At 45.3% G+C, this 22,377-nt stretch carries 22 protein-coding genes and 1 other annotated feature; all 22 genes read left to right on the forward strand.

Annotated features, from left to right (window positions below):
* Positions 1 to 21: 21 nt before the first annotated feature.
* Positions 22 to 933 carry a UDP-N-acetylmuramate dehydrogenase gene (murB, locus tag RBH91_RS09110; protein ID WP_307894296.1) on the forward strand — a complete coding sequence of 304 codons (912 nt, stop codon included), beginning with the start codon at positions 22 to 24 and terminating at the stop codon, positions 931 to 933.
* A 204-nt stretch (positions 934 to 1,137) separates the two neighbouring features.
* The gene (locus tag RBH91_RS09115) at positions 1,138 to 1,926 is read left to right on the forward strand and encodes a cell division protein FtsQ/DivIB (protein ID WP_307894298.1); all 789 of its coding nucleotides are present in this window, start codon (positions 1,138 to 1,140) and stop codon (positions 1,924 to 1,926) included.
* Positions 1,923 to 2,615, forward strand: coding sequence for a DUF881 domain-containing protein (locus RBH91_RS09120; protein WP_307894300.1), 693 nt, complete (start codon positions 1,923 to 1,925; stop codon positions 2,613 to 2,615). The genes RBH91_RS09115 and RBH91_RS09120 overlap by 4 nt, the downstream gene beginning before the upstream one ends.
* 25 nt (positions 2,616 to 2,640) lie before the next feature.
* The gene (locus RBH91_RS09125) at positions 2,641 to 3,366 is read left to right on the forward strand and encodes a DUF881 domain-containing protein (protein WP_076760429.1); all 726 of its coding nucleotides are present in this window, start codon (positions 2,641 to 2,643) and stop codon (positions 3,364 to 3,366) included.
* Positions 3,366 to 3,719, forward strand: a complete 354-nt coding sequence (locus RBH91_RS09130; protein WP_076760430.1) for a small basic family protein — start codon at positions 3,366 to 3,368, stop codon at positions 3,717 to 3,719. The genes RBH91_RS09125 and RBH91_RS09130 overlap by 1 nt, the downstream gene beginning before the upstream one ends.
* A 183-nt stretch (positions 3,720 to 3,902) precedes the next feature.
* A complete protein-coding gene (gene ftsA / locus RBH91_RS09135; protein WP_076760431.1) occupies positions 3,903 to 5,201 on the forward strand; it encodes a cell division protein FtsA in 1,299 nt (432 codons plus the stop codon).
* A 34-nt stretch (positions 5,202 to 5,235) separates the two neighbouring features.
* Positions 5,236 to 6,369, forward strand: a complete 1,134-nt coding sequence (ftsZ, locus tag RBH91_RS09140; protein WP_076760432.1) for a cell division protein FtsZ — start codon at positions 5,236 to 5,238, stop codon at positions 6,367 to 6,369.
* A 366-nt stretch (positions 6,370 to 6,735) separates the two neighbouring features.
* Positions 6,736 to 8,238 (forward strand): S8 family serine peptidase, encoded by a 1,503-nt coding sequence (locus tag RBH91_RS09145; RefSeq protein ID WP_307894303.1) that lies wholly within the window; start codon positions 6,736 to 6,738, stop codon positions 8,236 to 8,238.
* A 199-nt stretch (positions 8,239 to 8,437) separates the two neighbouring features.
* Positions 8,438 to 12,745: a S8 family serine peptidase gene (locus RBH91_RS09150; protein ID WP_307894304.1), complete on the forward strand. Its 4,308-nt coding sequence runs from the start codon at positions 8,438 to 8,440 to the stop codon at positions 12,743 to 12,745.
* 195 nt (positions 12,746 to 12,940) lie between these two features.
* Positions 12,941 to 13,870, forward strand: a complete 930-nt coding sequence (spoIIGA, locus tag RBH91_RS09155) for a sigma-E processing peptidase SpoIIGA (protein ID WP_307894306.1) — start codon at positions 12,941 to 12,943, stop codon at positions 13,868 to 13,870.
* A 61-nt stretch (positions 13,871 to 13,931) separates the two neighbouring features.
* Entirely contained in the window at positions 13,932 to 14,651 is a 720-nt protein-coding gene (gene sigE / locus RBH91_RS09160; protein WP_148955688.1) for an RNA polymerase sporulation sigma factor SigE, read from the forward strand.
* Positions 14,652 to 14,790: 139 nt separating this feature from the next.
* Positions 14,791 to 15,570 carry an RNA polymerase sporulation sigma factor SigG gene (gene sigG, locus RBH91_RS09165; RefSeq protein ID WP_076760437.1) on the forward strand — a complete coding sequence of 260 codons (780 nt, stop codon included), beginning with the start codon at positions 14,791 to 14,793 and terminating at the stop codon, positions 15,568 to 15,570.
* A gap of 137 nt (positions 15,571 to 15,707) precedes the next feature.
* Positions 15,708 to 16,505 (forward strand): ABC transporter ATP-binding protein, encoded by a 798-nt coding sequence (locus RBH91_RS09170; protein WP_307894307.1) that lies wholly within the window; start codon positions 15,708 to 15,710, stop codon positions 16,503 to 16,505.
* Positions 16,506 to 16,780: 275 nt separating this feature from the next.
* On the forward strand, positions 16,781 to 17,050 hold the full coding sequence (locus RBH91_RS09175; RefSeq protein WP_307894309.1) for a putative RNA methyltransferase: 270 nt from the start codon (positions 16,781 to 16,783) through the stop codon (positions 17,048 to 17,050).
* Positions 17,051 to 17,062: 12 nt separating this feature from the next.
* Positions 17,063 to 17,671 carry a methyltransferase domain-containing protein gene (locus RBH91_RS09180; protein ID WP_307894310.1) on the forward strand — a complete coding sequence of 203 codons (609 nt, stop codon included), beginning with the start codon at positions 17,063 to 17,065 and terminating at the stop codon, positions 17,669 to 17,671.
* An 84-nt stretch (positions 17,672 to 17,755) separates the two neighbouring features.
* On the forward strand, positions 17,756 to 17,989 hold the full coding sequence (locus tag RBH91_RS09185; RefSeq protein WP_076760440.1) for a YlmC/YmxH family sporulation protein: 234 nt from the start codon (positions 17,756 to 17,758) through the stop codon (positions 17,987 to 17,989).
* Positions 17,990 to 18,209: 220 nt separating this feature from the next.
* Complete coding sequence (gene pgeF, locus RBH91_RS09190) at positions 18,210 to 19,049, forward strand: peptidoglycan editing factor PgeF (RefSeq protein WP_307894311.1); 840 nt, start codon at positions 18,210 to 18,212, stop codon at positions 19,047 to 19,049.
* 7 nt (positions 19,050 to 19,056) lie between these two features.
* A complete protein-coding gene (locus RBH91_RS09195) occupies positions 19,057 to 19,752 on the forward strand; it encodes a YggS family pyridoxal phosphate-dependent enzyme (RefSeq protein WP_307894312.1) in 696 nt (231 codons plus the stop codon).
* A complete protein-coding gene (sepF, locus tag RBH91_RS09200; RefSeq protein WP_307894314.1) occupies positions 19,749 to 20,201 on the forward strand; it encodes a cell division protein SepF in 453 nt (150 codons plus the stop codon). The genes RBH91_RS09195 and sepF overlap by 4 nt, the downstream gene beginning before the upstream one ends.
* Before the next feature lie 7 nt (positions 20,202 to 20,208).
* Positions 20,209 to 20,478: a YggT family protein gene (locus RBH91_RS09205; RefSeq protein ID WP_076760443.1), complete on the forward strand. Its 270-nt coding sequence runs from the start codon at positions 20,209 to 20,211 to the stop codon at positions 20,476 to 20,478.
* Between the two features lie 200 nt (positions 20,479 to 20,678).
* Positions 20,679 to 21,455, forward strand: coding sequence for a YlmH family RNA-binding protein (locus tag RBH91_RS09210; protein ID WP_307894315.1), 777 nt, complete (start codon positions 20,679 to 20,681; stop codon positions 21,453 to 21,455).
* Positions 21,456 to 21,550: 95 nt separating this feature from the next.
* The gene (gene divIVA, locus RBH91_RS09215) at positions 21,551 to 22,045 is read left to right on the forward strand and encodes a septum site-determining protein DivIVA (RefSeq protein WP_076760446.1); all 495 of its coding nucleotides are present in this window, start codon (positions 21,551 to 21,553) and stop codon (positions 22,043 to 22,045) included.
* 61 nt (positions 22,046 to 22,106) lie between these two features.
* Positions 22,107 to 22,337, forward strand: a binding site (T-box leader).
* Positions 22,338 to 22,377 lie beyond the last annotated feature (40 nt).

The raw sequence follows: 22,377 nt of genomic DNA on the forward strand, positions 1-22,377 counted from the left end.
GAAGGATGTTGGAGGTTTTCGATGGATAAGGTGATACAAGAATTAAAAGAGCTTGAAGTCGGCAAAGTTCTGGAAAACGAACCGCTTGCAAATCATACAACGATCAAAATCGGAGGGCCTGCGGATGTGCTGGTGGTTCCGAAAAACCTTCAGGCGGTTCAGGATACAATGAAGGTGGTCAAGAAGCACAGCGTAAAATGGACGGCGATTGGCAGAGGCTCCAACCTCCTTGTTCTTGATGAAGGAATAAGAGGCGTCGTCATCAAGCTTGGCGCAGGCCTTGATCATATGGAAATCGACGGCGAGCAAGTGACAGTAGGCGGCGGCTATTCTGTCGTAAGGCTTGCAACGGGCATCAGCAAAAAAGGGCTTTCAGGCCTCGAATTTGCTTCAGGCATTCCGGGCTCTGTCGGCGGAGCCGTTTACATGAACGCCGGAGCCCACGGCTCTGATATCAGCCGGATTTTGGTCAAAGCATTGATTCTCTTTGAAGACGGGGAGATGGAGTGGCTGACGAACGAAGAGATGGCATTCAGCTACCGTACGTCCATCCTGCAGAACAAGCGGCCGGGAATCTGCCTTGAAGCCGTCCTTCGGCTTGAACAGAAAGAACGCGATGCGATCGTCGCACAGATGCAAAAAAATAAAGACTACCGAAAAGAAACACAGCCAGTTTCCAATCCGTGCGCAGGCAGCATTTTCAGAAATCCGCTCCCGGATCATGCGGGCCGGCTAGTTGAACAAGCCGGATTGAAAGGCCATCAGATCGGGGGAGCAAAGGTCTCCGAGATGCACGGCAATTTCATTGTTAACGCGGGCGGCGCCACGGCAAAAGACGTTCTTGATTTAATTGCATTTATTCAAAAAACGATTAAAGAACAATATGATATCGATATGCACACTGAGGTTGAAATCATCGGAGAAAAACGATAAACAGCCTCTAAAATCAGATTGTCTTATGATATAATAAACAAAAAGCAAACGGCATCCTTGTATGTCGTTTGTTTCGCTAATGGAAGTTTTTCCTTTTTTAGCTGATACCGTGTTTCCCGATTGGGGAAGCGCGTCTTTTTTCGAAAAAAAAAGAGCAAATAAAAGTCTTTTTGTCTGCTTTATTTAATCTGAGGTGAGCCATTAGTGAAACCCGGTATTGATAAAGAAAAAGTAGTGAATATAGAAGAACGGATTCCCAAAATTAAAGAACAGAGAAAGCAAAAGGCAAACCGCCGGCTGATCACATTTATTCTGCTCTTTTTCACGATGATGCTGATCATCATCTATCTGCAGACGCCGATCAGTAAAGTGTCGACGGTTGAGATTAAAGGCAATCAAAACGTTTCAAAAGATGAAATCATGTCCCTGTCTTCGATCTATGAAGGACAAACGGAATTCTGGAGCCTCAATAAGCAAAAAACCGAAGACAAGATCGAGCAGAATAAATTAGTAAAAAAAGCCGAAGTCTCTAAAAAACTGCCCAATAAAATTGCGATCTCTATCGAAGAGTATAAAAGCATTGCTTTTTTGCAAAAAAATAATGTGTACTACTCCGTCCTGGAAAACGGAACGGTTCTTCCCGATGAAGTGACACCGACTGATAACGGGCCGATCCTGAACCATTGGACGGACGATGATAAGCTCGTTCAAATGGCAAAACAGCTGAACAGCCTTCCGGACTCTGTAAAAAAATCGATTTCCGAGATCAACTATACACCTGAAAAATCAAACCCTTGGCTGATCAGGCTGTATATGAATGACGGCTATATTGTGACCGCTTCGATAAAATCTTTTGCCAAGAAAATGGACAGCTATCCAGCCATCGTAAAGGAGCTGCCAAAAGGAGAAAAGGGAATCATTCATTTGGAAGTTGCGACTTACTTTGAACCACTGAAAAAAGCGAAAGACAGCAAAAAGGAAGACGAACGTTGAAAAGACATACAGTCAATCTCTCATTGGCCATGCTCGTCCTCGGTTTTCTTTTGTCTTTTTCATATCAATTTGCAAAAGAGAACAAAGACCGCGATGAAACCGCCGAGGACTGGAAAGAGGAGTATTCGCTGCGCGACCGGCTGATCTCACAGGAAAAGCAAAACAAGAAGCTGGAGCAATACTTATATGAGAAGCAGCAGGAAGTTCAGAAAACGGAAGCATCGCTCAAAAAGGAAAAAAAGGAATATTACAACATATTGGAAGACGTTGAGAGGTACAGAATGTTTATCGGCGAAATCGGTGTTCAGGGCGAAGGAATTGAAGTCACGCTGAAGGATGCTTCATATATTCCTGAAGGGGAGAATGTCAACAACTATATCGTCCATGAAAGCCACATATTCCATTTACTGAATGAACTTTGGATCTCCGGCGCGGCGGCCGTATCGATCAACGGACAGCGTGTGACGCATCATTCCTACATATCCTGCAACGGCCCTGTTATCACAGTTGACGGCAATCAGCACCCTGCTCCTTTTGTCATTTCAGCCATCGGTGAAGCTGATGTGCTGATGCCCGCGCTGAACATTGCAGGAGGACTTGTAGATCAGCTAAATCATGATCATGTATCAGTCAGCATTGAAAAAAAAGATAAGATCGAGATGGAGCCTCTTTTAAAACAGGGGGAATGAAAGATGAAAAGTTGGTGGGCTGATCTTGAAGAAAAACAATCGTTTCATCAGTTTAAGCGTGCTGATGCTCATATTCGGAATCATGCTGTCCGTGCAGTTTAATTCCCTGAAGGAGCCTGAAGTACGGGATACGAGGGATGTCTGGGAGCTCAGGGAAGACTTGAAAGAAGAGCAAAAAAAACAGCTGAATCTGATCGGCGAAATTGATAAATATGAAAAAATGCTCAGCACTTACCAGCATCAAGAAGAAAACTCACGGACAAAAGCATTGAATGAGACGCTTCAAAACCTAAAAAAACAGGCCGGCTTCACAGACGTCGACGGCAGCGGAATCACAATTAAAATTTCTCAGCTGTTCTCAGATGAATTGACGGGAGAACCGATTGAAAATCCGCCCCCTGATCTTCTGAAAAAACTGATCAATGAATTAAATATGTATGAGGCGGAGGAAATATCGATCAATGACAGAAGGGTTATCAATACGACAGTGATCAGAGATATCAACGGAACGACGAAAATTGACGGATATCCTTTGGACAACTATCCGATAACAGTAAAAGTCATCGGCAAAAACGCCGATAAACTATATAGCCGAATGAATGCTTCAACCCTTCAAGATCTGTTTGCGGGAGAAAACCTGGATTTACAAATCGAGAGGCCTGAGGAACAAATCAAAATCAAAGCTTACGAAGGTTCAATGCATACCTCGCCATTGAAACCGCTCGAAAAATCAAAAGGAGAGAATTCCTAATGTGGCTTCCGGTTCTAGGCCTTTTGCTCGGAATTGCAATCGGGTTCAGCTCGAATTTTACAATTCCGGAAGAGTACTCTAATTATTTGTCCTTAGCGATTCTCGCATCACTCGATACACTGATCGGAGGCATAAGGGCTCATTTGGAAAGTGCATATGATGAACTAGTTTTTGTGACCGGCTTTTTTTTCAACATTATTCTCGCGATAAGTTTGGCTTTTCTGGGCGTTCATCTTGGTGTAGACTTGTATTTAGTCGGCATGTTTGCATTTGGCGTCAGACTTTTTCAAAACATCGCAGTGATCAGAAGAATACTGCTTGCCAAATGGACGGCTTCCAGAAGAAAAAAATAAAAAAAATCGGATTTAAAAGAGGATATACATAGGATATAACGAATATTCACAGTAATCCTAAAACTAAAAAGAAGCGTATTGGTTTTTTATTGATTGTTACACACTTGTAAAACCAGATTCATTGTATTGTTGTTCGGCAAATAATAGAATAGAATTGACTGAAATGTGAGGAGGTGCCATAGAATGAACAACAATGAACTTTACGTCAGTCTAGACATCGGTACGTCCAATATTAAAGTGATCGTCGGTGAAATGTCAGACGAATCTCTTAACATTATCGGAGTCGGAAATGTTCCCTCAGAGGGGCTGAAAAAAGGGTCAATCGTTGATATAGATAAAACGGTTCATTCTATAAAAAAAGCGTTTGAACAAGCTGAAAGAATGATAGGTTTTCCGCTGACCCATGCAATTGTCGGCGTTAATGGGAACTACATCCATATTCAAGAAACGAGCGGTGTAGTGGCGGTTTCCAGTGAAAATAAAGAAATACAAGTTGAAGATGTGCGCAGGGTCATGGAGGCGGCTCAAGTTGTTTCCATCCCGCCGGAACAGCTGATCGTTGATGTGATTCCGAGGCAGTTTATCGTTGACGGAAGAGGCGATATAACAGATCCGAAAAAGATGCTCGGTGTCCGGCTTGAAGTAGAGGGATCGCTCATTACCGGATCAAAAACGATTTTACATAACCTGCTCCGCTGTGTGGAACGGGCAGGCATTGAAATTACGGATATATGCCTGCAGCCGCTGGCGACCGGATCTGTTGCCTTATCAAAAGATGAAAAGAACCTCGGAGTGGCTTTGATCGACATTGGGGGAGGATCGACGACCGTTGCTGTATTTGAGGACGGCGATCTTCTTGCAACCCGAGTCGTTCCCTTGGGAGGAGAGAACATTACCAAGGACATTTCAATCGGCCTCCGAACTTCCACTGACGAGGCTGAGAGGGTCAAAAAACAGTTTGGATATGCTTTCTATGAAGAAGCGTCAGAAGAGGAAGCATTTGAAGTCGCCGTGATCGGGACAGACCAAAAGCAAACCTTTACTCAGCGGGAAGTGGCTGACATCATTGAAGCCAGGCTCGAGGAGATCTTTGTATTCGTGGCAGAAGAACTGCAGAACATGGGTATTAAAGAATTGCCGGGCGGGTTTGTGCTCACGGGAGGACAGGTGGGAATGCCTGGTGTCCTCAGTCTTGCACAGGATGTTCTTCAAAATAACGTCAGAGTGGCTAGCCCGAATTATATCGGTGTGAGAGAACCTCAATACATGACAGGGGTGGGTCTCATCCAATTCGCTTACCGCAACGCAAAAATCCAAGGCAGAAAAGTAGGGTTTAAAATGCCGACGGAAGCGGTTCAGGAAGTCGCGGCTTCCCATCAGAAAGAAGTGCAGCAGCGTCCGAAACCAAAATCTAAGCAGCAGGCTCAAGCTGAGAAAAAGCCGAGCAAAATGAAGAAAATATTTAACTTCTTTTGGGAATAGAGATTAGTCATTCGACGGATTAGGAGGATTTAGCATGTTAGAGTTTGAAACAAATATAGACGGCTTAGCATCGATTAAAGTAATTGGAGTAGGTGGCGGAGGAAACAACGCCGTCAATCGGATGATTGAAAATGGCGTTCAGGGAGTCGAGTTTATTGCGGTCAACACGGATGCGCAGGCTCTAAACCTTTCAAAAGCGGAAACGAAAATGCAAATCGGTGCGAAGCTGACGCGCGGGCTTGGCGCTGGAGCCAATCCGGAAGTCGGCAAAAAAGCGGCAGAAGAAAGCAAGGAACAAATTGAAGAGGCGCTGAAAGGCGCTGACATGGTGTTCGTTACGGCCGGAATGGGCGGCGGAACAGGTACGGGAGCTGCTCCTGTTATCGCACAGATCGCAAAGGATTTGGGCGCCTTGACTGTGGGTGTTGTGACAAGACCGTTTACTTTTGAAGGCAGAAAAAGACAGCTTCAGGCAGCCGGCGGCATTACAGCAATGAAGGAAGCCGTCGACACCCTGATCGTGATTCCGAATGACCGTCTTCTCGAAATCGTTGATAAGAATACACCGATGCTTGAAGCGTTCCGTGAAGCGGACAACGTTCTCCGCCAAGGTGTACAGGGAATTTCAGACCTGATTGCGACACCGGGGCTGATCAACCTTGATTTCGCGGATGTGAAAACCATCATGTCCAATAAAGGGTCTGCATTGATGGGTATCGGTGTGGCAACAGGTGAAAACCGCGCTGCCGAAGCTGCCAAAAAAGCTGTTTCCAGCCCGTTGCTTGAAACGGCGATTGACGGTGCACAAGGCGTTCTCATGAACATTACAGGCGGTACAAACCTAAGCCTGTATGAAGTTCAGGAAGCGGCTGATATCGTTGCTGCAGCGTCTGACCAAGACGTCAACATGATCTTCGGATCTGTCATCAATGAAAATTTAAAAGATGAGATTGTCGTCACAGTAATCGCGACCGGCTTTATCGAACAGGACCAAGATGTCGCAAAGACGCAAAGACCTTTAAATCAAGGCTTAAAACAGCATCATCAGCCAGCTCCGAAACGGGAGCCGAAGCGCGAGGAACCAAGCATGCCGCACCGCAGCACATCACAGCCTGCCGAGGACACGCTTGATATCCCGACATTCTTAAGAAATCGGAATAAACGCTGATTTACATCATATGTGAGGCTGCTGACATCAAGTCGGCAGCCTTTTTTTATCCGCCAGCTCCTTCAAAAGCCTTAATTATCATGTCTTCTGAAGCCAACCACTCCGAAAGACTTGTACCAAACCTCTCTCTTTCCTCCTGAATGTACCGGTTTTCTTTTTTATCCGTCATCAGACCGAACTATTTATAAAAACAGGTCATATGTAAAAAGAACGAATTTACAAATCAATACAGAAAACATGACAAAAAACGACAGAATCTATAAGCTTTTTCTTTTACAGTATAAATATCTTCTTTTTCCAGTCAAAGAAATGCAAGAAGCGTCAAAGAACGACCTCATTTGCAGGTCAATTAAAGGAGGATGTCGTTTGAAGAAAAAGCCATTATACCGGACATTCATATGTGCAGCACTCATCGGTTCGCTTCTCGCCCCGGGGGCTGTCAAAGCCGAGGCGGGCACAGAAGCAAAGGCCAAAGTTCAAAACAAAATATCAAACTCTCTTTACAAAAACTTCGAAAAAAAAGAGAAAGTCACATTCTTAATTAAAATGAAAGGCCAGGCCAACTTGCAGCAATCGGCTAAAGCCGCTGAGAAAAGGGCCAAAGCAAGTATTATGACGGTGAAAAGGGTAAAACAGCTCAAGCGCTCAGCTGTCTTGGCATCATTGCGGGCAAAAGCCGATAGAACGCAGAAAGATGTCAAAACCTATTTGGAAAAAGAAGAGAAAAAAGGTGCGGCAAAACAACTGGAATCTTTTTATATCGTAAATGGCATTGCCGTGACAGCCACTAAAGACGTCATGGAAAAAGCGGCATCATTTCCAGAAGTGGATAAGGTGCTTCCGAACAAAAAGATCAACCTGAATAAAGCTGAAAAAGCGACAATCGACGCCAACACATCTGCAACTGCACGTCCTGCTTCCAACATTCAGCAAGTGCATGCACCAGATGTTTGGAAAAAACACTATAAAGGCAAAGGAGCGGTCGTGGCTTCAATTGACACAGGCGTCGAGTGGGATCACCCTGCTTTGAAAAAAAAGTACCGCGGATATAATCCGTCCAAACCGAATAGCCCGGACAACGAATACAACTGGTTTGACGCCACAAGCAAAAAGAAAACGCCGTACGATGATTTAGGCCACGGCACACATGTCACCGGCACGATGGTCGGTTCTGAGGCGGGCGGAAAAAACCAGATCGGTGTTGCTCCCACTGCGAAATGGATCGCTGTTAAAGCTTTCTCAAAGGACGGCGGCAGTGAAAAAGACCTGTTGGCGGCGGGCGAATGGATTTTGGCGCCGAAAGATGCAAAAGGAAAAGCGCACCCTGAAAAGGCTCCGGATGTCGTCAACAATTCTTGGGCAGGCGAACGGGGGCTCAATGAATGGTATCGCGACATTGTGAAGGCATGGCGGGCCGCTGACATTTTTCCTGCATTTGCAGCAGGTAATGTCAGTGAATTTGAGCCAGGCGGACCGGGTTCAGTTGAGAATCCTTCCAACTATCCCGAATCATTTGCGATCGGTGCAGTTGACAGCACGAACGCGCTAGCAGACTTTTCTTTGCAAGGACCTTCTCCATATGATGAAGTAAAGCCTGACCTATCCGCGCCGGGTGTCAGCATCCGCTCCGCATATCCGGGACACCGATATGCAACAATGGACGGCACGTCAATGGCGACTCCGCATGTATCCGGTATCGTCGCCTTAATGAGGGAAGCCAATCCGAATATCACCGTTGATGAAATCGAACGCATTCTGTTGAAAACGGCCAAGCCTTTGACAGACAAAACGTTTGAAAAATCGCCAAACAACGGATATGGATCCGGATTAGTCAATGCCTTAAAAGCATTTACTGAAGCGAAAAAATAAAGATGTCATGAAAAGACAAAACCGATGAAAAGGTTTTGTCTTTTTTTAACTAAATTTAAACATTTCCTTGACAAATAACGACAAAAAACTTAACCAATATTTACTATATTGAAGAGACATCAAAGTTGAGACTACATATTCAGTCAAAAGAAAGGGGGATCGAATAGACAGCCATTCAATTAAAAAGGGGGATATTCATTTGAAAAGCAAGCTGAAAAAAAAGGCGTTCTGCACGATCTTAAGCGGATTTTTAATCGGTTCAATGTTCATGCCCGCCGCTTCCGAAGCAGCACAAAAACCAGCGCTCACCTCTTTGAAAGAACAAGTGAAACATCATGCTTCCGCTGGAAAAAAGATCTCGACATCACTTGTCAAACGTTTCAAAAAAGAAGATAAAGTCACTTTTTTGATTAAGATGAAAGATCAAGTCGACACGCAAAAAGTAGCGAAACAAGCGGAAAAGAAAGCAAAAGCAAAATCGCTCAGTTCGGCTAAAACGGAGTACCAAAAGCGTTCGGCAGTGGTGTCATCACTAAGAATCAAAGCGGATGAGACGCAAAGTCAGCTGAAAACCTACTTGAAAAAGCAAGTCAAAAAGGGAAATGCCAAAGATATCCACTCGTTTTATATTGTCAACGGTATGGCTGTTCATGCGACAAAAGAGGTGATGGAGCAGGTAGCGGCCTTTCCTGAGGTCGAAAAAGTGCTTCCAAATGAAAAAAGGCAGCTCATTAAACCGGACAAACAATCAGGCAAACAAAAATCGACTCCGTCTCAAGATGGAATTGGATGGAACATTGATCAAATCGGCGCCCCGAAAGCGTGGGAATTAGGGTATGACGGCACAGGAACAGTCGTTGCATCAATCGATACAGGCGTACAATGGGATCATCCGGCGCTTAAAGAGAAATACCGCGGATATGACCCTGAGCATCCGGACAATCCTGATCACGAATTTAATTGGTTTGACGCGATATCAGGCGAGGACGAGCCTTTTGATGATCTCGAACATGGAACACATGTGACAGGCACGATGGTCGGCTCGGAGCCTGACGGTCAAAACCAAATCGGAGTGGCGCCTGGAGCGAAGTGGATCGCGGTCAAAGCCTTTTCTGAAGATGGCGGAACAGATGAAGACCTCCTTGAGGCAGGAGAATGGATTTTAGCGCCAAAAGATCAGGACGGCAATCCGCATCCCGAAATGGCTCCTGATGTCGTCAATAATTCATGGTCAGGGGGCGCAGGTCTTGATGAGTGGTACAGAGATATGGTGAAAGCTTGGCGCGCTGCCGATATTTTCCCGGAATTTTCTGCGGGCAATGCCGATCTCTTTAATCCTGGCGGGCCTGCTTCAATTGCAAATCCGGCAAACTATCCCGAAGCATTTGCAACCGGTGCGACCGACATCGATAATCAATTGGGAGATTTTTCGCTGCAAGGCCCGTCTCCTTATGATGAGACCAAGCCGGAAATCTCTGCACCGGGGGTAAACATTCGTTCCTCTGTGCCTGGAAGCGGGTATCAAGACGGCTGGGATGGCACATCGATGGCAGGACCGCATGTTGCAGCTGTTGCAGCCCTTTTAAAACAAGCAGACTCATCGCTTACCGTTGATGACCTCGAAAATATATTAATGGATACGGCAACACCGCTCACTGACAGCACATTTTCCGAATCGCCAAATAACGGATACGGCCACGGGCTTGTCAACGCGTTTGATGCGGTGGCCGCTGTCACAGACGGATTGGGCAAAGCGGAGGGACGGATCGGCAAAGAAGGCGAAGACCAAGAGCCGCCGTCTATCAAACATGAAGACTTACATGAAGTTTTTTCAGGTTCAGACATTCCGTTCACAGTTGAAGTGGAAGACGACATCAGCGTTGTATCAGTCAAACTGAGCTATAAAACGGATTCTTCCGACTGGCAGACCGTCACGGCCAAACAAACCGGAGGCGATTATAAAAAAGGAACATATGAAGCGGTCATTCCTTCTCTGAAAGGCAAAACACTTTCTTATAAATGGACTGTCACAGACTACGGCGGAAACAAAACGGAGTCAGAGGGGTATGAAGTGCCGATTTCTCCGGCTGTGACGACCGGTTATAAACAAGATTTTGAGGCTGCTGCACACGGCTGGAGAAGCTCTGGTGCCAAAAATTCCTGGCAGCTGGGAGTCGCTCAGTCAGGACCGGGATCTGCTGCATCAGGAAAACAAGTCTACGCCACGAATCTGGCAGGACAATATGAGAATTCGGCCAATATGAATCTTCTTATGCCTCCTGTACAGGTACCGAAGAATGAGAAACTTTTTCTGAAATTCAAATATTGGCATGAAATTGAAGAGGATTTTGATTTTGGCTTCGTGTATGTTCAGCCTGAAGGGGAAAAAGATTGGGTTCAGGCTGCCGAATACAGCGGCACAACTTCAGAGTGGAAGGACGAAGAAATTGATTTATCAGCTTATGAAGGCCAGAACATTAAGGTCATGTTTAATCTTCAATCAGATGGCAGCGTTGGAGCAGACGGGCTTTATATCGATGATGTAGAGCTTGTGAACGAATCGAAAAAAGCAGGGAAGAAAATGCGTCTGGGCGTTGAAAAACGAACTGGAAAAATGAAAGGGAAACATACGAAAAAACAAACGATTGACCCGAAAAAAGCTCAGCCGGCTGACACCCTCCAGCAAAACATCCAGACCGGAAAAGCATCACCGGCCGTCCTTCCGCTCAGAGCGCAGGTGAGCGTTCTTGAAACGGGAAAATCGACTTACTCAAGCGAGGCAACCGGTGCATACAGCTTGGCTCATTTGCCGGGGACCTATACGATGAAAGCCGAAGCGTACGGCTATGAATCAAGCACACAAACCGTAACCATCGAGGCCGATCAGACAACCTCTGCCGACTTTGTCTTGAAAGAATTGAAAAAGGGCACACTCACGGGAGCTGTCAAAAATAAAAAGACCGGAGAGCCTGTTCAAAATGCGAAGCTCTATGTTGTTGAAGATGCAGCCGTTCAACCTGTACAAACAGACAAAGACGGCCAATATTCATTAACAGCCTACGAAAATTCGTACACCGTAAAAGTAACCGCAAATGGGTACTACAGCAGCGAATTTACGGTTGATTTAAAAGGCAATGTCTCGAAAAATATTGAACTTGAGCCTTTCATCGGCTATCCGGGCGAAATAGGCTATGATGACGGAACCGGTGAGAACGCATGGGCATTTTATGAATCAGGCTACGGATTGGCTGTTAAAATGTCGCTTGAAAAAGGGCAGGAAAAAGCGATGCTGAAAGGCGGCTTATTCAAATTCTGGGATGCTGGATTTCCAGATCCGGGCGGCACTGATTTTGCAGTTGAAGTCTATGATGCTTCAGGTGAAAAAGGCGCTCCGGGCAAAAAAATCGCTGGTCCGTTCAAAGGGGAAGCCCTCCGCAACGGAGAATGGACAAATGTGGATCTGAGCGATGAGGGCATTTTGGTTGGAAAAGATTTTTACCTTGTCTATGTCCAAACAAATGATATGGATCACTCGCCAGGCCTTGCGGCAGATGAAGACGGGGAATACTCCGGCCGGAACTGGCAGTATACGGAAGGCGCCTGGTCAAAAACCCCTTCAGACCAGGGCAATTTCATGATTCGCGCATTGGTCGACTATGAAGTTTCAGTGCCTGTGATCACGTCGCCTAAAGACGGGCTGATCACCAATCAGGAGAAAACCGTCATCGAAGGGACATCTTCTCCGACAACGACCGTTCATCTTTTTAACGGCGGGGAAAAAATCGGCACGGCAGAAACCGCAGAAGACGGCACCTTTTCAAAAGAAATTCAATTGAATAAAGGGGAAAATGTCGTGACTGCTAAATCATCTGCTGCCTCCGGGACAACGGATGCATCTGATCCGGTCCGGATTGTGCTTGATCAAACAAAGCCAAAGCTTTCTATTGATACACCTGAAAGCGGATCAAAGCTCAATCAAGAGACAGTCACTGTGAAAGGCACGGTGTCGGATGATCATTTGGAATCGGTCAAAGTGAACGGAAAGAAAGCAGCTGTTAAAAATGGCGAATACTCGGCCCGCATTATGCTTGATAACGGGAAAAACGAAATCAAAGTGACAGCGGCTGACGCGGCCGGCAACAAGACAACCAAAAAAGCGACCGTCGACGTCAATTTTGAAGCACCGCAAATCACCAGTTTGAAGCCGGCTGAGGATCTTGAGCTCAAAACGGGGGAAACCGTAAAAATCGAGTTTGAAAGCGCTGCTGATTTGGATGCCGTTTTTGTGATCAGAATGCCTTTGACCAATTTCAAAACAGCTTCGCAAAACGTGACCGAACTGCCGATCAGAGAAGTATCAAAAGGCAAGTATGAAGGATATTGGACGGCAACCTCCGCTGCAAAAGCTAAAGGAGCGGAAATCGAAGTCATCGTCCGCGATGATTACGGCAATGAAACGAGAAAAACGGCAAAAGGTAAACTGTATATCAATGAAAAACTAAAATAAGAAAAAAGCGCTGTCTTTAAAAGGCAGCGTTTTTTTTCGTCCGGACATCGACAAATTCAGTATGAATTTCTCAAAAAATGTACCATTTGCGCAACAATAATTGACAGACTTTACCTTTGGGCTTGATTTATACTTATGGAAACAAACGCTAGGCCGCCAAACGAGAGAAGGAATATGTAAAGAAAGGGGACGGACGTGGAAATTTATTTAGATGCGATATGGCTGCTAAACTTTTGTTTTGACTTGCTGCTTTTAATGATGACCGCCTTTATTTTAAAGCGAAGGGTAAAAAAGCGGAGGTTTATCTTAGGGGCGCTGGTCGCCTCAAGCATCGTCCTGTTTATGTTCACCCCTGTCTCGCCATATGTCCTTCACCCTGCGGGCAAGCTGTCTTTTTCGGTTGTGATCGTTCTTGTGACATTTGGTTTTAAACGATTTCGGTTTTTTCTGCAAAATTTGTTTTCTTTTTATTTTGCCACTTTTTTAATGGGAGGAGGGATCATTGGGGCTCATTCATTGCTGGAGACGGATTCGATCATGGAAAACGGAGTCTTTATGACGAATTGGTCCGGCTTCGGAGACCCCGTCAGCTGGCTGTTTGTCGGAGCGGGATTTCCCGCTGTATGGCTGTTTTCAAAAAAGCGCTTTGAAGACGCCGAAGCGAAAAAGATTCAATATGAAGAGCGGGTTCGACTTCAAGCCGATATAGGTGAGCATACGCTTCATATGAATGGATTGATTGATTCCGGAAACCAGCTTTATGATCCAATTTCAAAAACGCCTGTCATGATCGTCAACATTGAAAAGTTGAAAAGTGTATTGGGGGAAGAGGCGAGCGGGGTCATGATGGAAAAAAGCCCTCTTGATGCCATCGGCCTGCTCGACGATGCACTGCCATATATCGGGCGGCTCCGTCTGATCCCATATCGGGGCGTCGGTCATCAGCACCAGTTTTTATTGTGCTTAAAACCGGATCATGTGCTGATATATACGAAAACAGAGATCATTGAAGCGCCTAAATGTCTGATCGGAATCAGCACATCGCCGCTGTCTGCTGACGGCGAATTTAATGCCATTGTTCATCCGAAAATGCTCTCGGGAAACCCGGTCAAACACGTTTCCTAAAAACTTGGGAGCTGTTACATTATCATACTCCTGAGGACGTTTATTTAGAAGGGGGAGGAAGATGAAAAAACTAAAATTAAGATTAACCTATCTCTGGTACAAACTTTTAATGAAATTGGGTTTAAAAAGCGATGAAATTTATTATATTGGTGGGAGCGAAGCATTGCCGCCGCCTTTATCAAAAGATGAAGAACAGGTGCTTCTTCACAAGCTGCCTGACGGCGATCAGGCGGCGCGTGCCATATTAATCGAACGAAATCTGCGGCTTGTTGTATACATTGCCAGAAAGTTTGAAAATACAGGCATCAACATCGAGGATTTAATCTCTATCGGCACAATCGGTCTTATTAAAGCGGTGAACACCTTTAATCCGGAGAAAAAAATCAAGCTTGCTACATATGCTTCCAGATGTATTGAAAATGAGATTTTAATGTATTTAAGGCGCAACAATAAAATCCGTTCTGAAGTATCGTTTGACGAACCATTAAACATCGACTGGGATGGAAATGAGCTTCTGCTCTCAGACGTCCTCGGAACAGACAATGACATCATCACGAAAGATATCGAAGCAAATGTGGATAAAAAGCTATTGAAAAAAGCGCTTGAGCAACTGAACGACAGAGAAAAACAAATCATGGAGCTTCGCTTCGGACTTGTCGGAGGAGAAGAAAAAACGCAAAAAGACGTTGCCGATATGCTCGGTATATCGCAGTCATATATTTCCCGGCTTGAAAAAAGAATCATCAAAAGGCTGAGAAAAGAGTTCAACAAAATGGTTTAATTTTTTTATGAAATTTAAAGCGTTGGCAGCCAAGGGTTCAACCCTCAATCTTCTTATTTTTGGAAATTGAAGATGCATATTTTTCCCACCCAAGGAGATACTGAACTTTGTACAGCAGCTCCTGTAGGGAGGGAAAAAAGTGTCGAGAAATAAAGTTGAAATCTGCGGGGTTGATACATCAAAACTGCCCGTGCTCAAGAATGAAGAGATGAGAAAGTTATTCAAGCAAATGCAGGATGAAGGAGACCGCTCAGCAAGAGAAAAGCTTGTTAACGGCAATTTGCGCCTTGTCTTAAGCGTCATTCAAAGGTTTAACAACAGAGGAGAATATGTTGATGACTTATTCCAAGTCGGCTGCATCGGACTAATGAAATCAATTGATAATTTTGACCTGAGCCACAATGTTAAGTTTTCAACATATGCTGTACCGATGATCATCGGAGAAATCCGCAGATATTTGCGCGACAACAACCCGATTCGCGTATCGCGGTCACTCAGAGATATCGCGTACAAGGCGCTGCAAGTGAGAGAACGTCTCATCAGTGAGACAAGCAGGGAGCCGACGGCGGAGGAAATCGCCAAAGTGCTCGAAGTGTCCCACGAAGAGATTGTCTTTGCACTTGATGCCATTCAAGATCCTGTATCACTGTTTGAGCCGATTTACAATGACGGAGGCGATCCGATTTATGTCATGGATCAAATCAGTGATGAGCGGAATAAAGATTCGCAATGGATTGAAGAGCTCGCCTTAAAAGAAGGGATGAGACGACTGAATGAACGGGAAAAAATGATTCTCAGAAAACGCTTCTTTCAAGGCAAGACGCAGATGGAAGTCGCCGATGAGATCGGGATCTCCCAAGCCCAGGTATCACGGCTGGAAAAGGCCGCAATTAAACAAATGAATAAAAATATACATTAAAGCCGCAGAAACCCTGCGGCTTTTACATGTTAAAAATGGAAATTCTCTCATTCACATTGCCACACAAATAAGCTATAATAAAAGAATTATATTTTTATTTATCAGAATATTTACATAAAAGTGAAAGGGGATCAAACATGGTGTTGCAGCTTGAACAAGCTTCATTAAAACGAAATGGAAAGTGGATACTCAAAGGTATAGACTGGACGGTGAAAAACGGGGAGCACTGGGCATTATACGGTTTAAACGGAGCCGGAAAAACCGCATTGCTCAACATGCTGTGCGCTTACTATTTTCCCACAAAAGGAAGAGTGAATGTGCTGGGCCATGAATTCGGCAAGACAGAGCTTGGTGAAAAGCTCCGCCGCAAAATCGGCCTCGTGTCCTCCGCTTTACAGCAAAAATTTTACCCTGAGGACAGCGCCTTTGAAATTGTGCTGAGCGGCGCTTTCGCCTCAATCGGCTTATATGAATCACCGTCACAGACCATCAGGGAGAAAGCCATCTCCCTATTGGAGGAATTCGGCTCAATCGGCTATGCGGACAGGAGATATGAGACGCTTTCCCAGGGAGAAAAGCAAAAGGTGCTGATCTCAAGAGCCTTAATGGCGGACCCTGAACTGCTGATTCTTGATGAACCTGTTACAGGCCTTGATTTCATCGCGAGGGAGCAGGTGCTGGATATGATTGAACTCGTTGCAAACAAAGCGGAAGCGCCATCCATGCTGTATGTTACACATCATGCCGAGGAAATTCTCCCGGTTTTCGGCAAAACGCTGCTGCTGAAAAAAGGAGAGGTATTTGCACAGGGAAAGACGAGGGATATGATGTCGGGCGACGTTCTGTCCGCTTTTTTTGATATACCGGTTCATGCCGTCTGGACGGATGACAGGCCCTATTTGTCTAAGAAAAAGGCGGCCTCTGTTAACGGTTAGGATCAGACAGGCGGCTATCAAACCGCCTGTTCTGTCCGGTTTCAGTTTTAAATTCCCCCAAATCGCTTCCCAACAAATCAATACCTTGCTAATATAAAATAGATCTCTTCATAAAGGAGTTCATCGTCATGATCATCCAATTCATTCGCTATAGATAATGTAAGGTATAGACAAACTGAGCAAATCCACACGGCTTTGAAAAATGCTGATGGGGCGGGTTTATTTGTCTATGCCTTTTTCATTTATCTAAATTGTGAATGAATGAGGTGTACATCATGTTGAATAAAAAAATGAGAAGTGCAGCGCTGATGACGAGGTTTGAAACGGTGTTTCAATGCCCGCTCTGCGCCCGGGAAATGAAAGTTGACAGCCCCCAAAGCTTGGTTTGTCCAAATGATCACACATTTGATCTTGCGAAACAGGGGTATGTGAATGTCGCGACACATTCTTCCTCTGGGAAATATGATAAAGATTTGTTTGAAGCCCGGAAAGCGTTAGCTGAGAGCGGATTTTTCGAGCCTTTATGTGAAATGCTAAGCGGCTAAATCAAGGATGGCTTGCCGCTTGCTAAAAAAGGCGCCAAAATCCTTGATGCGGGCTGCGGGGAAGGATCGCATTTGATCCGGATCACAGAAAAACTCAAACCCAGCTTCGGCAGCCGGCTCTTTGGAGCGGGGATCGATTTGTCGAAAGCGGGCGTTTTGTCAGCTGCAAGGCATGATGCGGAGCTGGTCTGGCTTGTCGCCGATCTGGCGAAAGCTCCTTTTCAGGGCGGTACATTTGATGTCATTCTTAACATATTGTCGCCTTCCAATTATGAGGAGTTCACAAGGCTTTTATCAGATGAAGGCGCGGTCATCAAAGTGATCCCAAAGAGCGGCTATCTGAAAGAGCTAAGGGAAGCTTTCTATGATGAACCAGAAAAGCGCGCCTATTCCAATCAACTGACGGTGGACCGCTTCAGCGCCCATTTTGATGTGGTGAAAAGGAGGGAGCTGTCATACCGCAGCGTGCTGGACCGTCGGCAGCTGGCGCAGCTGATACGGATGACGCCTTTATCCTGGCGTACGGACGAAGAACGGATCAAGAGCTATTTAATGAAGAAAAAAGCAGCTACAATGAGCGTTCATCTCGATATTTTAATTGGCAGGAAAAAAGCGAAATAAAGTGATGGCAAGGCAGTCTAAATGAAAGACTGCCTTTCATATAATCTTAAAAGGACACTTGATTTAGGGAGGCGTGCGGCGCACATGATGAACATTTCCGATTTCCAGGTTAAGGATGTTGTGAATGTATCAAATGGTAAAAAGCTCGGCAGCATCGGCGATATTGACATTAATGTAACGACGGGAAAGATACAGGCGATCATCATCGGAGGAACGGGGAAAGTTTTTGGATTTTTCGGAAAAGAAGAGGAAATCGTCATCCCGTGGCGAAATATAGTTAAAATTGGGGAAGATGTGATCCTCGTTCGCTTAAGCTGACTTACACGGCGGCAATTAGCCTTTGTATTGGATGGGGGCCGATCTGCATCTTTAGATAAGCCGGCTTTTCATCGATTTAAAGAAACAAGAATGGGATTTATGTTTCAAAAAATACATTTCGTTTAGTTTTTTGAAACGAAGCTAAACGAATGCATCAAGATGTGTTAAAATAGGAGCGATATGATGAAAGACTACGATGTTTGTCGAAAGGCTGATCACCATGAGTACATATAAACCCTTTCGTCTTGATGCTCCGTCAATGCTCTTGATTGAGGATTGGAATCAGACGGCGGAAACCGGCGGAGCAATTACAGCCGGATTTACGACAAAAAACGGCGGAGAAAGCAAACCGCCTTTTCAATCATTAAATACAGGGCTGCACGTTCAGGATGATGAGCAGCACGTCACTCATAACAGAGAAGAGATTGCCGACATTCTTCAAACAGATCTAAACGACTGGGTATTTGCCGATCAAACGCATGAAGACCGCATTCAAAAAGTGACAGATGAGCACCGCGGAAAAGGCGCTTTACAATACGGCACGGCTTTAGCTGCAACAGACGGACTTTATACGGACAGATACAATATATTTTTGGCGCTCTGTTTCGCGGACTGTGTCCCCGTGTATTTTTATGACCCCGTCCGTTCGCTTGTCGGGATCGCCCATGCCGGGTGGAAAGGAACCGTCAAAGGGATCGCCGGCAAAATGGTTGATACATGGATCAGCCGGGAAGGATCGAATCCCGCCGACATCCATGCCGTAATCGGGCCTTCGATCGGCGCATGCTGCTACATTGTCGATGATCATGTGATAAACAAAGTCAGAAATCTTCCTCTTCAGCAAGAAGACAAAGCCTTTTTGCCGATAAAAGAAGGGGAGTACCGTCTGGAATTAAAAGAAGTGAACAGGCAGCTTCTCTTGCACGCGGGAATTCCGAATGATCAGATCAAGGTGAGTTCACTGTGTACGAGCTGTGAGCATTCACTGTTTTTCTCCCATCGCAGAGATCAGGGAAAGACGGGAAGAATGATGTCATTCATCGGGGTAAAGGAGGTATAGTTTACAGGTGGATGTAAAAAGCAATTTACGACATATAAATGACAGAATAAACGAAGCGTGTAAAGAAAAGGGCAGAACGCCTGACGAGATATCTGTCATCGCTGTCACAAAATATGTTTCACCCGAAAGAGCGCAGGAAGCGCTTGACGCGGGGGTTAAACATTTGGGAGAAAACCGGGATTCCGGCCTGCTGCATAAGCTCGACATATTAATAGACAGCAGGCCGGTCTGGCATTTTATCGGCACGCTGCAAACGAGAAAAGTAAAAGCGATCATCGATCATGTTTCATATATTCATTCTTTAGACAGGCTGTCATTAGCCGATGAAATTCAAAAGAGGGCGAAAAAGCCTGTTGACTGTTTTGTACAGGTCAATACATCGCTTGAATCTTCAAAACACGGCATGACAAAAGAAGAGGTTATTCCTTTTGTGAGAAAGCTGTCTGCTTATGAAAACATTAGAATCGCCGGATTAATGACAATGGCGCCTTTTACGGATGACGAGGAGGAAATCAGAAGCTGTTTCCGCTCGTTGAGAGAGCTGCGCGGCGAGGTGCAGCGGCTGAACCAATGGAACGCGCCGTGCAGCGAACTTTCAATGGGAATGTCAAACGACTTTACGATCGCTGTAGAGGAAGGCGCAACATTCATCAGAATCGGATCTTCCTTAGTCGGAAATGAAACTGGAGGTGGACAATCATGAGTCTGAAAAACAAATTCAAAAACTTTTTTGCCATGGATGATGAGGAATATGAATACGAATATATTGAAACGGACAGGGAAGAAATCCCTGAAGAGCAGGAGACCAATGACAGAACCGCCTACCAGTCGAAATCGGCTGGGAAGCAGAATGTGGTAAGTTTGCAAAGCGTTCAAAAATCTTCTAAAGTAGTGTTAAGTGAGCCTCGGGTGTACGCGGAAGCCCAGGAAATCGCAGATCATATCAAAAACCGCCGCGCCGTTGTCGTCAACTTGCAGCGCATCCAGCATGATCAGGCGAAAAGAATCGTCGATTTCTTGAGCGGTACGGTCTATGCCCTCGGCGGCGATATTCAGCGGATCGGAGCCGACATCTTTTTATGCACGCCGGAAAACGTAGATGTCTCCGGGACGATTTCCGAGCTCATTGAAGAAGAACATCAGAGGTGGTAAATCGCAGATGAACTTTATATATCAAATTTTAAGCACACTTTTAACAGTCTATTCCTTTGCGCTCATTATCTACATTTTTATGTCTTGGGTGCCCAATGCGAGAGAATCATCGATCGGCAGAATGCTGGCATCTGTTTGCGAACCTTATCTGGAGCCGTTCAGAAGGTTCATTCCGCCCCTCGGCATGATTGATATTTCTCCACTCGTGGCCATTTTCGTACTGCGGTTTGCGGATATGGGTTTACTGCAGGTCTTCCGGTTCATTTCCTCTATTTAATGAGGGTGTTTTGCGGAATTCGGCTGCAAAGGGTCGGCTGAAAGAGCCGAGCTTTGCGGCTTTTGGCCTTGTCTTACAAAAGGGAGGGCATTGCCCTTGCTATAACCGCCGAAGCACAGCCGTGAAGACGAATCAACGTTTTCGGGCAAGCTTTTGGGCTTGGCTGAAAGCCAAGCCTCTTTACATAGAAAGGAAAGACAATGAGCGATATTTACCAGCATTTTAGAAAAGACGAAGAGCCGTTCATTGACCAGGCTCTTGAATGGAAAAGAATTGTGGCGGAACAATATCGGCTGAAGCTGACCGATTTTTTGGATCCGCGGGAACAAGTGATATTAACCTCTGTCATCGGCCAGTCAGATGAAGTGAAACTTGATTTTTTCGGCGGTTTTCCTGAAGCCGAGCGGAAGAGAGCTGTCCTTTATCCGGAATATGCCGAGCCGTCTGCGGAAGATTATCAGCTTCAGGCTTATGAAGTCCTGTACCCGGAAAAGTTCGCCTCGATTGAACATCGTGAGCTCCTCGGCTCTTTAATGGGGATCGGACTAAAGCGGCAGAAGTTCGGCGACCTGATCTTTGCCGGCGGGACATGGCAGTTTATTTGTTCGGAAGAGGTTGCTGACTTCGTGTTTTCGCAGCTGACCCATATCGGCAGAGTGAAGGTGTCTCTTGAAAAAATTCCGCTTTTAAAGCTTAAAGTACCAGAGCAGGATGTCGAAATAAGAGATGACACAGTTTCATCTCTGAGGCTTGATACGATTTGCTCGGCAGTGAGCAGACAATCCCGGCAAAAAGCACACGTTCTCGTTAAAAACGGGCTTGTGAAAGTCAATTGGAAGGTCATTGAAGACCCCTCATATTCACTCGCAGAAGGAGATATGCTGTCTGTGCGCGGCTTTGGCCGTTTCAAGCTGAAAAACATTGACGGCAAAACAAAAAAGGGCAAATGGAGATTGTCATTCGAAAAACAAAAGTGAGACGTTTTCACAGTTTTTTCTCCGCCCGGTCGAATTTTGCTTTATAATGTTGACTAGGACAATTGTACATAAAGAAAATAATGGAGGTGGGCAGCATGCCTTTGACGCCAAATGATATTCATAATAAAACATTTACGAAAGCGTTCCGCGGCTATGATGAAGATGAAGTGAACGAATTTCTGACCCAGGTGAGAAAAGATTATGAAATCGTTCTGCGCAAAAAAAATGAGCTTGAAGCAAAGGTGAATGAGCTGGACGATCGTCTCGGACATTTCTCGACGATCGAAGAAACCCTGAATAAATCGATTCTTGTCGCACAGGAAGCGGCAGAGGACGTAAAACGCAACTCTGAGAAAGAAGCGAAGCTCATCGTTCGCGAGGCTGAGAAAAACGCCGACCGGATCATTAATGAATCTCTCTCTAAATCAAGAAAAATCGCGATGGAAATTGAAGAGCTGAAAAAACAGTCAAAAGTGTTCAGAACCCGCTTCCAAATGCTGATTGAAGCACAGCTTGACCTGCTGAAAAATGATGATTGGGACCACTTGCTTGAATATGAAGTGGATGCGGTTTTTGATGAAAAGGAATAGTTTTTCTTTTCAATCTTGACATGATATCACCTGTTCGCATATAATACGTTCATAATTGCGATGAAAAACGTTTGAGAGGGACAGACATCGATTCCGAACAGCAATCGAAGCGACCCAGGGGTGGTGCAAGCCTGGGATTGTTGGAATTCATGTGGATCAGCCCTCAAGTTTCCTTTCTGAACCGTACAGTAGGAAAGGACGTTCCATCACGTTACGATGTTTGAGCGGATAAGCTGAAATTGGCTTATCTAAAAGGGTGGTACCGCGAGATCAAAGCCTTCTCGTCCCTTATGGGATGAAAAGGCTTTTTTTGTTTTAGAAAAGAATGTTTT

Source organism: Bacillus swezeyi (assembly GCF_030908325.1).
Lineage (GTDB): Bacteria > Bacillota > Bacilli > Bacillales > Bacillaceae > Bacillus > Bacillus swezeyi.